Source organism: Glycomyces dulcitolivorans, from assembly GCF_003265355.1.
In the GTDB taxonomy this organism is placed as follows: Bacteria; Actinomycetota; Actinomycetes; order Mycobacteriales; family Micromonosporaceae; genus Glycomyces; species Glycomyces dulcitolivorans.
Genome location: NZ_QFRW01000014.1, coordinates 24,850 through 37,002 on the forward strand (window position 1 = coordinate 24,850; position 12,153 = coordinate 37,002).

The following is a 12,153-nucleotide window of genomic DNA, read 5'->3' on the forward strand; positions in this document are numbered from 1 at the left end:
CGGTGGCCGGGCCCGCGCCGGCGCGCACCACGCCCGGGCGTGATGGCGGGCTGCTCGGGCGCTGGCATAGGCTGGGCGGGTGTCCAACGATCGCACTGAACGACTGGTGAACCTGGTGCTCTGCCTGCTGTCCTCGCGGCGCTTCCAGACCGCCGGCAGGATCGCCCGGACCGTGCCCGGCTACGAGCACGACCTTGAGGACAGGAAGGCGCACGAGGCCTTCCAGCGCAAGTTCGAGCGCGACAAGGCCGAGCTGCGCCGCATCGGCATCCCGCTCCAGTCCGGCGTCGACTACCTCGCCGAGGGCGAGCCGGGCTACCGGATCGCGCGCTCGGACTTCGAGCTGCCGCAGATCGAGTTCACCGACGCCGAGGCCGCCGCCGTCGCGGCCGCCGCGCGCCTGTGGCAGCAGCCCGAGCTCCAGTCCGGGAGCGCCGAGGCCCTGCTCAAGCTGCGCGCCGCCGGGATCGACGTCGAGTCGCACGCCGCGACCGCGACCGTGAAGTCCCTGCCCGGCGCCGAGGCCGCGCTGTCGCCGTTCTTCGAGGCGATCGCCGCGCGCCGCGCCGTCGTCTTCGACTACCTCGGCTCGCGCGACGAGTCCGCGCAGCAGCGCCGCATCCAGCCCTGGGGCTGCGCGGCCTGGCGCGGGCGCTGGTACGTCGCCGGGCTCGACCTCGACCGGGGCGCCCAGCGGTGCTTCCGGCTCTCGCGCATCTCCGGGAAGGTCCGCCTCACCGGGCCCGAAGGCGCGTACACGATCCCCGAGGACGTCGACGTGCTCGCGTTCGCCTCCGAGTCCGAGGCCCGCCAGCAGCCGATCCGCGCGACCCTCCTGGTCCGGCCCAAGCGCGCCTGGGGCGTGCGCCGCCGCGCCGACCAGATCGGGCCGCGCACCGCCGAGGGCGACCAGGTCTGCTTCTCCTACACCGAGACCGCCCCGACCGCCGCCTGGCTCGCGTCCTTCGGCGCCGACGTGCTCGTGCTCGACCCGCCCGAACTGGTCAAGGAGACCGTCGCGTGCCTGCAAGCCCTCGCCGACGAGGAGGACGACTGACATGACCACCAACCGTCTCGCCCGACTGCTCAACCTCGTCCCGTACCTGGTCGCGCGCCCCGGCGGGGTGCCGATCACCGAGATCGCCGCCGACTTCGGCGTGGACGCCGAGCAGGTCCAGGCCGACCTGACGATGCTGTGGATGTGCGGCCTGCCCGGATACGGGCCCGGCGACCTCATCGACATCGCCTTCGACGCCGACACCGTGCGCATCCTGTTCGCCGCCGGCATGGACCGGCCCGTGCGCCTGGCCGCCCACGAGGCCCTCGCGCTGTCGGTGGCCCTGCGCGTCCTCGCCGACACGCCCGGCGTCGGCGACCGCGCTGCCATCGCCTCCGCGCTCGACAAGCTCGCCGCCGCCGCGGGCGAGGCCCCCGCCGACGTCACCGTCCGCGACACCGTCACCGACCCGCAGGCCGAGAAGTACGCCGCGCTCGTCGCCTCCGGGCACGCCGCGCGCATCACCTACTACTCGGCCAGCCGCGACACCACCTCCGAGCGCGTCGTCGACCCGATCGAGATCGTCGTCGCCGAAGGCCACGCCTACCTGCGCGCCTGGTGCCGCACCGCGGGGGAGATCCGCCAGTTCCGCATCGACCGGATCGACGCCTGCACCGAGCTCGAAGAGCCCTCCGAGCCGCTGCGCCTGACCAACCCGCCCGCGCCGACCGCGTTCCTCGCCTCCGAGCTGCCGCGCATCGAGCTGCTGCTCGGCGCCGGCGCGAAGGGCGTCTCCGACTCCTACCCGTGCGAGGAGGTCGCCGGGGAGCCCGACGGGCGCCGCCGCGTCGTCATGCGCGTGCGCGACCTCGACTGGGCCCGCCGCTTCGTCCTCGGGCTCGGCGGGGAGGCCGAGGTCGTCGCCCCGGCCGAACTGCGCGACGCCGTCCGCCAGACCGCCCGCTCGGCGCTGGCCCGCTACGCCCCGGCGGCCTGAGCCGGGCCCGCCTCGGCTTAGACTGTCCCGATGATCTGGGCGATATCGGTCGTGCTGGCACTCGCCGGACTGGTGCTCCTCGCCGTCGCGGCGTGGCGCCTCCTCGGCGGGCTGAAACAACTCAACTCGGGCCTCGACCGCGTTCATGAGCGCGCCGGCGAGGTACAGGACCTGCAAGAACGCTTGAACCTGACGTTGGCGGAAGTGCAGCGCACGACCGCCGCACTCCCCGAGAAGTGACGCATCCCCGTCGCACTCGCCACATTCTGATAAAGATCAGGGATCCCGAAGGCTCCAGTGTTGACGGAAGTGTCAAACGTCGGTCATGCTTGTCCGGCTCGACGATGTCGTAGCCGCGCCTACCAACGGTGACCACGGGGCGAACCCGGTTCCAGGCTCCGTGGCGGCAGCCTCCATCGAGGCATACGATGGTTAACGTCACCGACATATATCCGGAGGGACCGAACAATGGGTGCACTGAAGCCCTGGCACATCATCATTCTCGTCGTTGTCATCCTGCTGGTGTTCGGCTCCCGGAAGCTCCCGGACATGGCCCGCGGACTGGGTCGCTCCATGCGCATCCTGAAGTCCGAGACCGAGGCCATGAAGAAGGACGGGAGCAACCCGGACGAGGACGGCGACGTGCGCGCCGAGCCCAAGCACACCCGCGAGCCGCTCGAACCGCCGGCGCCGGTCAGCGAGAGCGTGATCGACGGCGAAGCGGTCGACCGCAAGCAGACGCGATAGCCGGGATACGGCCGTTACCGACATGGCGGACGAACCACCGCGGCGCAAGGGCAAACGCCAGACCAAGTTCCAGCGCGCCGCCGACGGCTCCATGACGCTCATGGAGCACCTCATGGACCTGCGGTCGCGACTGATGATCGCGGTCCTGGTCATCCTGGTCGGCACCGCGCTGGGCCTGATCTTCTCGAAGCAGGCCATCGAGTTCCTCGCCCAGCCCTACTGCAACACGTCGGGCGCGAACGTGGAGTCCGGCGAAGAGGTGCTGTGCAACTTCACGCTGAACTCCCCGGCCTCGCACATCGCGCTGTACCTCAAGGTCTCCCTGTACATGGGCCTGGTGGCGACCTCGCCGATCTGGCTGTACCAGCTGTGGGCGTTCATCGCCCCCGGCCTGCACCGGAACGAGCGCAAGTACGCCTACACGTTCATCGGGATCGCCGCCCCGCTGTTCCTCGGCGGCGCGGCCCTCGCGTACTTCGTGGTCAGCCACGGCATCCAGTTCATCATGGTGCTCCAAGAGGGCACCGGGTTCACGATCGCGCTGAACCTAGAGGAGTACATCAACTTCTACCTCACGGTGATGGTGGTCTTCGGGATCGGATTCGAGTTCCCGCTGATCATGTTGATGCTCAACGTGATGGGACTGGTCTCCGCGAAGCGGATGCGCGGCTGGTGGCGGATCGTGGTCGTGGTGAGCTTCATCTTCACCGCGATCTTCACGCCCACGCCCGACCCGTTCGGCATGACCGCGCTCGCGTTCTGCATGCTCATCCTCTACGGCCTCGCGCTGATCGTCGCCCATCTCAACGACAAGCGCAAGGGCATCACCGAAGAGGACGAGTGGGACGACGAGGAGGCCAGCGACATAGGCGCGTCCGATGACGTCGCGGCCGCCTCCACCATCGCGGCCGGCGGGCTCGACGACGAGGACTACCCGGACGAGCGGCGCAACCGCCTCGGCCGACGCGTCGACGGCTACGACGACATCACCTGAGTCCGGTTGGGACGAAGGCAGAGCGAATAGGAAGGGCCCGGAGCGAAAGCTCCGGGCCCTTCCTGCGTTCAGTGGGTCTAGCAGCCCGCGCGGACCAGCCGCAGGACCGCGTCGAGGCCGACCGCCCGGCCCGCCTCGGCGTGCGGCACCAGGTAGCAGCGGGCCCCGATCCGGGCCGCGCCCGCGTCGGCCATCGTGTCGCCGACCATGAGCACCCGGCCCGGCTCCACGTCCAGCGCATGGCACGCGGAGTAGAAGATCTTCTCGTCGGGCTTGCAGTAGCCGACCTCGTAGGACAGCACCCACGCGTCGATGAACCGGTCGATGCCCAGGCGCCGCAGGATCGGGCGCGCGTCGAAGCCGATGTTCGACACCAAGGCGATCGGGTACCCCTGGGCCTTGAGCGACACCAGGGTCGAGAACGTGTCGGCGAACGCCACCCACCCCTCGGGGGAGGCCAGCCGGTCGTAGAGGGCGTCGGCCAGGCCGTCGAACACGCCGTGCGCCTGGGCCGCGAGCTCGGTGAACGCCTCGCGGTGGGCGTCCTCGTCGAGGTCCCGGTCGGCCCACGCCTCCGCGAAGTGGGGCCGCACCCGGGGCTCCATGCCCGAACCGAGCCATCCCTGCGCGCCGATGGCGTCCGCCAGGGCGGTCACCGCGAGCGGCGAGAGCTGCCTCCCGCAGACCTCGGCGGCCAGTGCCACCGACCGCGTCAGAGGTTCGAGCTGCGCCAAGGTGCCGTGGAAGTCGAACAGGACCGCGTCGACCCCTCCGCGTCCCGCATCGTCGTCTCCTGGTGAGGAATCACGGTGCACCACCGGACGATACCCCGCCGTGTAGGCGTCGTCACAGCCGGGTGCGCCGGGCGCGTTACCGGGATGCTCTTGTCGGGGTGGCAGACTAGTGTTGGGGCCATGGTTAACGCCGACGTGCACGCCGACGACCGCTCCCCGGCCGAGCGCCACGCCGCCGACAGGGTGCGCCGGCAGTGGCCCCAGCTGGCGGCGTTCTCGGGAGACTACCCGTTCCTCCTTGACGACTTCCAGATCGAGGCATGCCGCGTCCTCGAAAGCGGCCATGGCGTCCTCGTCTGCGCCCCCACCGGCGCCGGCAAGACCGTCGTCGGCGAGTTCGCCGTGCACCTGGCGCTGGCCGAAGGCCGGAAGTGCTTCTACACCACGCCGATCAAGGCCCTGTCGAACCAGAAGTACAACGACCTCGTCGACGCCCACGGCGCCGAGAACGTCGGACTGCTGACCGGCGACACCGTCATCAACGGCGAGGCCCCGATCGTCATCATGACGACCGAGGTCCTGCGGAACATGATCTACGCGGGCTCGCCGACCCTCCAGGGGCTGCGGTACGTGGTCATGGACGAGGTCCACTACCTCGCCGACCGCTTCCGCGGCGCCGTGTGGGAGGAGATCATCATCGAACTCCCGCAGGAGGTCCGGGTCGTCTCGCTGTCGGCGACGGTCTCCAACGCAGAGGAGTTCGGCGACTGGCTCAAGAGCGTCCGCGGCTCCACCGAGGTCGTGGTCTCCGAGACCCGCCCGGTCCCGCTGTGGCAGCACATGATGATCGGCGGCGCCCTGCTCGACCTGTTCGAGCCCGACGTCGACTACGTCTCCAAGGAGCTGCTCAAGAAGGACGCCCGCATGCGCGAGCGCAGCGAGCGCACCGGCGGCGGGCGCCGCCGCGGACGGCCCCATGTGGACCGCGGCCGCGTCGTCTCCCGCCTCGACCAGGCCGCGCTGCTCCCGGCGATCTACTTCATCTTCTCCCGCGCCGGCTGCGACGCCGCCGTCGACGAGTGCGTGCGCGCCGGCCTGCGGCTCACCGACGGGCGCGAGCGCGACGAGATTGTCGACTACGCGACCGCGTCGGTCGCCCACATCGACCCCGCCGACCTCGACGCCGTCGGCTTCGACCGGTGGCTCGCCGGGCTCGCCGCGGGCATCGCCGCCCACCACGCCGGGCTGCTGCCGGTGTTCAAAGAGGTCGTCGAGAAGCTCTTCGAGCGCGGTCTGCTCAAGGCCGTGTTCGCCACCGAGACGCTCGCGCTGGGCATCAACATGCCCGCGCGGTCGGTGGTCCTGGAGCGCCTCATCAAGTACGACGGCTCCGACCACGTCATGCTCACCCCCGGCCAGTACACGCAGCTGACCGGGCGCGCCGGGCGGCGCGGCATCGACGTCGAGGGCCACGCGGTCACCGTGTGGGCCGAGGACGTGCGCCCCAAGGAGCTCGCGGGCCTCGCCTCCAAGCGCACGTACCCGCTGAACTCCTCGTTCGCGCCGTCCTACAACATGGCCGTGAACCTCATCGGCGCCGCCGGAGTCGAACGCGCCCAAGAGGTCCTGGCGTCCTCGTTCGCGCAGTTCCAATCGGACTCCGAGGCCGTCCACATCGCCGAGCAGGCCCGCTCGCTGGGCCGGCGCGCCGCCGAGGCTGCCAAGGGCGCCGAGTGCCACAAGGGCGACTTCCTCGCCTACTTCGAACTCACGCACGAGCTCTCGCAGGCCGAGCGCGCGAACCAGAAGCGCCGCAAGGGCGCCCTGCGCGACGAGGCCCGCACCAACCTCGAAGAGCTGCGCGGCGGGGACGTCATCTGGATCTCCCGCGGCAAGCGCGTCGGCTGGGCCGTGTTCCTGCGGCCCACCGGCGGCTCGCGCCACCACGACCCGCGCTGGGCGGTGCTCACCGCCGACGGCTGGACGGGGACCGTGGAGACCGCCGCGTTCGACGGCGGCCTGGAGGTCGTCGCCAAGATCAACGTGCCCAAGCGCTTCGACCGCCGCGACCCCAAGTCCCGCACCGACCTCGCGTCGAGCCTGCGCGAGGCCACCCGGGACCGGGCACGCCCGACGCGCCGCGGCGGCGCGGCCGAGACCCCCGAGATCGCGCGCCTGCGCGAGGAGGTCAAGGGCCACCCGTGCCGCACCTGCCCCGACGCCGGGCAGCACACCGTGCACGCGTCCCGCTGGTCGCGCCTCAAGCGCGAGGAGGAGACGCTGCGGCGCCGCTCCGAGCGGCGCGAGCACTCCCTGGCCCGCCAGTTCACGGCCGTGCGCGAGGTCCTCACCGAGTTCGGGTACCTCGAAGGCGAGACCGTCACCGAGTCGGGGCGGCTGCTGCGCAACCTGTTCGTGGAGACCGACCTGCTCGTCGCCCAGTGCCTGCGCGACGGCATCTGGGAGGGCCTGGGCCCGGCCCCGCTGGCGGCCATCGCCTCGACGGTCATCTACGAGTCCCGCTTCGAGGAGGACGAGTTCTTCGTGGCCGTCCCCGGCCAGATCACCGAGCACGTCGCCAAGACCGTGCGCCGCTGGGAGGGCATCCGGCGCTCGGAGAACCAGCGGGGCCTGTCGCTGATCTCGCGCCCGCAGCTGGGCCTGGCCTGGCCGATCTACCGGTGGACCAGCGGCGAGGAGCTGTCGAAGGCCCTCGCGGCGGCCGACGGCCCGTGGCCGATGCCCGGCGGCGACTTCGTCCGCTGGGCCCGCCGCACCGCCGACCTGCTGCACCAGATGGGCACGGCCGCCCGCTTCATCGGCACCGAGTCCTCGAACAAGCTCGCCGACGCGGCCTTCGAAGCGGTGGACGCGATCCGCCGCGGCGTGGTCGCCGACGTCTAGGCGCGTGCACCGGCCGCGGCCCCTCGGCCGCGGCCGTCAGTCGCTCGCGAGCAGGTGGTGGACGAAGCGCTGCGGGTCGGCCAGGAAGTCCCGGGTCAGGCGGACCGGGCCCGCGTCGTCGTACTCGATCGGCGCGATGCCGTCCGGGCCCGTCTCGTAGCGCAGCGCGTCCGGGCAGGCGAGCAGGATCGGGGAGTGGGTGGCGACGATGAACTGGGCGCCCGCCTTCGCCAGGTCGGCGATGACCGCGAGGAGCGCCAGGCAGCCGTGGACCGACAGGGCCGACTCGGGCTCGTCGAGCAGGTAGAGGCCCCCGGGACCGAACCGGTTGGTCGCCAGGTCCAGGAACCCCTCGCCGTGCGAGCGCTCGTGCGCCGAGGTCCCGCCGTAGGAGTCCAGCGGCCCGCCGAGGCGTTCGATTTCGGTCGCCACATTGAAATAGGTCTCGGCGCGCAGGAAGAACGAGTCCACCGGGCGCGGCCCGGCCCGGCGCGTGACCACCAGGTGCTCGGCGAGCGGCGTCGCGGTCTCGCGGGTGGCGAACCGGAAGTTCCGCGACCCGCCCTCGGCGTTGACGCCCAGTTCGACCGCGAGCGCCTCGACGATCGTGGACTTCCCGGTCCCGTTGTCGCCGCACAGCATCACCACGGCCGCGTCCAGGTCGAGCCCGTCCTCCAAGGCGCGCACCGCGGGCACCTCCCACGGCCAGCCCCGCCCCGGGAGCCCTTCGGCGCGCACCGACCGCAGGAACGGCGCGGGCGGCCTCACTCGGCCGCCGCGACGGCCTCGCGGAGGCGCTTGAGCGCCGAGCCGACGTTCCACTCCTCGGCCAGCGCCTCGACCGCCTTCGGGTCCTTCCAGGTCTCGGGGATCGCCGCGTCCACCACCGGCACGTCGACGTCGGTGACGACCGAGGAGACCTTGACGGCCCGGTCGAGGTAGTCGGCGGCGTCGGTGATCGCCGCCCGTTGGCGGGCGGGCAGCTCCGAGGCCTCATCGGCCGCGGCCGCCTTGATGCCGGAGATCCCGCCGTACGTGTTCACCAGGGCCACAGCCGTCTTCGCACCGATGCCCTTGACGCCGGGCAGGCCGTCCGAGGGGTCGCCGCGCAGGACCGCGAAGTCCACGTAGTGGCCCGGGCTGACCCCGAACTTCGTCGCCACCGCCTCGCCGTCGAACAGCTCCGCCTTCGAGATGCCCTTCGCCAGGTACACGACGTGGCGGGCCCGGTCGTCGTCGACGAGCTGGAACAGGTCGCGGTCGCCGGTGACGACCAGGACCGGCTCGGCCGTGCGCGCGGCGAGGGTCGCGATGACGTCGTCGGCCTCGTACCGCGGATGGGTCGCGGTGGCGATGCCCAGCGCCGGCAGCAGCGCCTCGATCGCCGCGACCTGGTCGTCCAGGCCGTCGGGGGTGTCCTCGGCGCCGTCGGCGGTCGCCCGCTCGGCCTTGTACGCCGGGAGCAGCTCCAGGCGCCACTCGGGCCGCCAGTTCCCTTCGAGGCAGCAGACCATCCCGGTGGGGGAGAAGCGCCTCGCCAGCACCGCCAGGCCGTCGAAGAAGCCCCGCACCGCCCCCGAGCGCCGGCCGTCCGGGGCCTTGATCGAGGAGGGGAGCCCGTAGTAGGCGCGGTACCACAAGGACGCGGCGTCGATGAGCATCAGCATGCGCACCACTCTCTCACGCGAAGCCGACACCGCGGGCGAACGGCGATCCGCCCCGTCCGTACTGCGAAACCTGCCACATCAACACCCAGGTGGCACAAGTATGGGAGGGTCCGACCGGAAAGATCGGCCCATCAGCGAACTACGAGGAGCCTTCAGGTGAACATCTCCACCCGCCGCGCCGCGGCAGCCCTGGCCCTGATCGGGACCGGACTCGCCGCCGCCGCATGCTCGTCCGGAGCCGACGACGACAGCACCCTCACCGTCTGCACCAACGTGCCCTTCGAGCCCTTCGAGTTCTCCGAGGACGGCGAGTACGCCGGGTTCGACATCGACCTCATGAACACCCTCGCCGAGCGCCTCGACCAGACCGTCGAGATCGTCGAGATCAGCTTCGACTCGATCTCCTCGGGCGAGGCCCTGAACGCCGGCACCTGCGACATCGCCGCCGCCGGGCTGTCCATCACCGAGGAGCGCCAGGCCGCCATGGGCATGTCCCAGGCGTACTACCGCGCCGACCAGGCCCTGGTCGTGCCCTCCGGTTCCGCCGTCGCGTCCCTGGAGGACCTCGACGGGCTCCAGGTCGCCGTCCAGTCCGGCTCCACCGGCGAGGCCTACGCCAACGACAACGCCGAGCAGTACGGCTACGAGGTCGTCGCCTTCGAGTCCATGGGCGACATCGCCTCCGCGCTCACCGCCGGGTCCGTCCAGGCCTCCATCGCCGACCTCGCTACCTGGAACGAGATGATCGAGACCGCGACCGATCTGGCGCTGGTGCAGACCATCGAGACCGCCGAGCACTACGGCTTCGCCGTTCAGAAGGACGACACCGAGCTCCTCGACGAGGTCAACACCATGCTCGACGAGGTCTTCGCGGACGGCACCTACGCGGAGCTGTACGAGAAGTGGATCGGCGAGCCCTACACCGGGAACCTCGACCAGTAGTGGACGCCGCCACCGAAACCGCGCCCGCCCGCGCCCGGATGACGGCGCGGCAGCGGCGGCGCCTCGCGCGCGGCGTCCAGTACGCCGTCATCGTCGCCGTCGTGGCGGCGCTGGCCGCCGCGGCCGACTGGGACCGGATCGCCGCCTCGTTCTTCCAGCTCGACATCGCGGCCGACATGTTCCCGGCCGTGTGGACCTCGTTCTGGAACACGATCGTCTACACCGTCCTCGCGTTCGCCTTCGGCATGGTCGTCGGCGTGCCGATCGCGCTCATGCGCGTCTCCGCGTTCGGCCCCTACCGCTGGTTCGCGACCGCGTACGTCGAGGTCTTCCGCGGCCTGCCCGCGCTGCTCGTGCTGTTCCTCGTCGGCTTCGGCGTCCCCCAGGCCTTCCCCGGCATCCAGTACCCCGGCGGCGTCTACGGGCAGGTCGCCATCGGCCTGGGCCTCACCTCCTCGGCGTACATCGCCGAGAGCGTCCGCGCCGGCATCCAGGCCGTCCCCAAGGGACAGGTCGAGGCCGCCCGCTCCCTCGGCATGGGCCACACCCGCACCATGGTCACCGTGGTCCTGCCGCAGGCGCTGCGGATCGTCGTGCCGCCGTTGACGAACGAGCTCGTCATGCTCACCAAGGACTCCTCGCTCGTGTTCGTCCTCGGCGTCACCACCGCCACGATGGAGCTGTCCAAGTTCGCCCGCAACGAGCTGACCGACACCGCCAACGCCACCCCGCTGCTGGTCGGCGGCCTGCTCTACCTGCTGCTGACGATCCCGCTCGGGCTCCTGGCCCGGCGCCTGGAGAACCGGGAGGACAAGCGATGACCGACCCCATCGTCAAGATCGAAGGACTCCACAAGCGTTTCGGCGACAACGAGGTCCTGTGCGGTATCGACCTGGAGATCGCCGAAGGCGAGGTCGTGTGCCTCATCGGGCCCTCCGGGTCCGGCAAGTCCACCCTCCTGCGCTGCGTCAACCTCCTGGAGACCCCCACCGAAGGCTCCATCACCGCCGCCGGGCACGACATGACCGGCCCCGACGCCGACCTGGACCTCGCCCGCCGCGACATCGGCATGGTGTTCCAGCACTTCAACCTGTTCAGCCACATGACGATCCTCGACAACCTCGTCGTCCCGCAGCGGCGCGTGTGCAAGATCCCCAAGGACGAGGCCGTCGCCGAGGCGCGGCGCCTCCTCGCCGAGGTCGGCATCGAAGGCAAGGAGCGGGCGAAGCCCTCGCAGCTGTCGGGCGGGCAGCAGCAGCGCGTCGCCATCGCCCGCGCGCTGGCCGTCAAGCCCCGCCTCATGCTCTTCGACGAGCCCACCAGCGCCCTCGACCCCGAGATCGTCGGCGAGGTCCTGACCGTCATGAAGGGCCTCGCGGCCGAGGGGATGACGATGCTCGTGGTCACCCACGAGATGGGCTTCGCCCGCGAAGTGGCCGACCGGGTCCTGTTCCTCGACGGCGGCGTCATCGTCGAGCAGGGGCCGCCCGCCGAGGTCCTCACCGCGCCCAAGACCGAGCGGGCGCGCAGCTTCCTCCACCGCGTCCTCCACCCGGTCGACTGACATCATTGGGGGCATGAGCCTCCTCGACAACACCGAGCGGACCGCCCTGCGCGAACGGACCCTGTGGCGCGGCGGGCGGGTCATGAGCCCGACCCACCGCGCCGCGACCGCCCTGCTCACCGACGGCGACACGATCACCTGGATCGGCGACGACACCGACGCCCCCGGCGCCGACACCGTCGTCGATCTCGAAGGGGCCCTGGTGACCCCGGCGTTCGTGGACTCCCACGTCCACCTCACCGGCACCGGGGCCTCCCTCATCGGCCTGCACCTGGCCGGGTTCCCCTCGGCCGCGGTCGTCCTCGAACGCGTCGCCTCCTTCGCCGCCTCCCTGCCCGCCGACGCGATCGTCCTCGCCCACGGCTGGGACGAGACCGAATGGGACGACGCGACGCCGCCGACCTCCGAGGCCCTCGGCCACGCCGCCGGAGGCCGCGTGGCGTACCTCTCGCGCGCCTGCGGGCACATCGGCGTCGCCGGGCCCCGCCTCCTCGCCGAGCACCCCGAGTTCGCCGCCCTCGACGGCTACGACCCCTCCGGGCTCCTCACCCGCGCCGCCCACCGCGCCGCCCGCGCCACCGTCAACGCCGCCGTCCCCGTCGCCCAG

General features: G+C 71.5%; 13 protein-coding genes. 10 read left to right on the forward strand and 3 right to left on the reverse strand.

From position 1 onward, the window contains the following. Positions 1-79: 79 nt before the first annotated feature. From DI269_RS00250 to tatC, 5 genes are all read left to right on the forward strand, one after another. On the forward strand, positions 80-1,057 hold the full coding sequence (locus tag DI269_RS00250) for a helix-turn-helix transcriptional regulator (protein WP_112133169.1): 978 nt from the start codon (positions 80-82) through the stop codon (positions 1,055-1,057). A gap of 1 nt (position 1,058) precedes the next feature. After that, positions 1,059-1,994 carry a helix-turn-helix transcriptional regulator gene (locus tag DI269_RS00255; protein WP_112133170.1) on the forward strand — a complete coding sequence of 312 codons (936 nt, stop codon included), beginning with the start codon at positions 1,059-1,061 and terminating at the stop codon, positions 1,992-1,994. Positions 1,995-2,024: 30 nt separating this feature from the next. Beyond that, positions 2,025-2,234 (forward strand): hypothetical protein, encoded by a 210-nt coding sequence (locus tag DI269_RS00260; protein WP_112133171.1) that lies wholly within the window; start codon positions 2,025-2,027, stop codon positions 2,232-2,234. A gap of 228 nt (positions 2,235-2,462) precedes the next feature. Further along, entirely contained in the window at positions 2,463-2,741 is a 279-nt protein-coding gene (gene tatA, locus DI269_RS00265; protein ID WP_112133172.1) for a Sec-independent protein translocase subunit TatA, read from the forward strand. Between the two features lie 22 nt (positions 2,742-2,763). Continuing rightward, positions 2,764-3,735: a twin-arginine translocase subunit TatC gene (gene tatC / locus DI269_RS00270; RefSeq protein WP_112133173.1), complete on the forward strand. Its 972-nt coding sequence runs from the start codon at positions 2,764-2,766 to the stop codon at positions 3,733-3,735. Between the two features lie 77 nt (positions 3,736-3,812). Here tatC and DI269_RS00275 read toward each other — a convergent pair whose 3' ends face one another. Continuing rightward, positions 3,813-4,550 (reverse strand): HAD family hydrolase, encoded by a 738-nt coding sequence (locus DI269_RS00275; protein ID WP_198666995.1) that lies wholly within the window; start codon positions 4,548-4,550, stop codon positions 3,813-3,815. Between the two features lie 99 nt (positions 4,551-4,649). Here DI269_RS00275 and DI269_RS00280 point away from each other — a divergent pair, with 99 nt between their 5' ends. Continuing rightward, a complete protein-coding gene (locus tag DI269_RS00280) occupies positions 4,650-7,373 on the forward strand; it encodes a DEAD/DEAH box helicase (protein WP_112133174.1) in 2,724 nt (907 codons plus the stop codon). Between the two features lie 36 nt (positions 7,374-7,409). On the opposite strand, the gene DI269_RS00285 is transcribed toward DI269_RS00280, so the two are convergent. Next, a complete protein-coding gene (locus DI269_RS00285; RefSeq protein WP_112133175.1) occupies positions 7,410-8,141 on the reverse strand; it encodes an AAA family ATPase in 732 nt (243 codons plus the stop codon). Continuing rightward, complete coding sequence (locus tag DI269_RS00290) at positions 8,138-9,040, reverse strand: 5'-3' exonuclease (protein WP_232822542.1); 903 nt, start codon at positions 9,038-9,040, stop codon at positions 8,138-8,140. The genes DI269_RS00285 and DI269_RS00290 overlap by 4 nt, the downstream gene beginning before the upstream one ends. Positions 9,041-9,196: 156 nt before the next feature. Here DI269_RS00290 and DI269_RS00295 point away from each other — a divergent pair, with 156 nt between their 5' ends. From DI269_RS00295 to DI269_RS00310, 4 genes are all read left to right on the forward strand, one after another. After that, complete coding sequence (locus tag DI269_RS00295; protein ID WP_157974659.1) at positions 9,197-9,982, forward strand: transporter substrate-binding domain-containing protein; 786 nt, start codon at positions 9,197-9,199, stop codon at positions 9,980-9,982. Positions 9,983-10,020: 38 nt separating this feature from the next. Then, positions 10,021-10,803 (forward strand): amino acid ABC transporter permease, encoded by a 783-nt coding sequence (locus DI269_RS00300; RefSeq protein WP_112133180.1) that lies wholly within the window; start codon positions 10,021-10,023, stop codon positions 10,801-10,803. Continuing rightward, positions 10,800-11,546, forward strand: coding sequence for an amino acid ABC transporter ATP-binding protein (locus DI269_RS00305; RefSeq protein ID WP_112133176.1), 747 nt, complete (start codon positions 10,800-10,802; stop codon positions 11,544-11,546). Before DI269_RS00300 ends, DI269_RS00305 begins: the two co-directional genes overlap by 4 nt. A gap of 13 nt (positions 11,547-11,559) precedes the next feature. Beyond that, positions 11,560-12,153 (forward strand): amidohydrolase family protein (locus DI269_RS00310; RefSeq protein WP_157974660.1); only part of this gene is annotated, 594 nt, incomplete at its 3' end.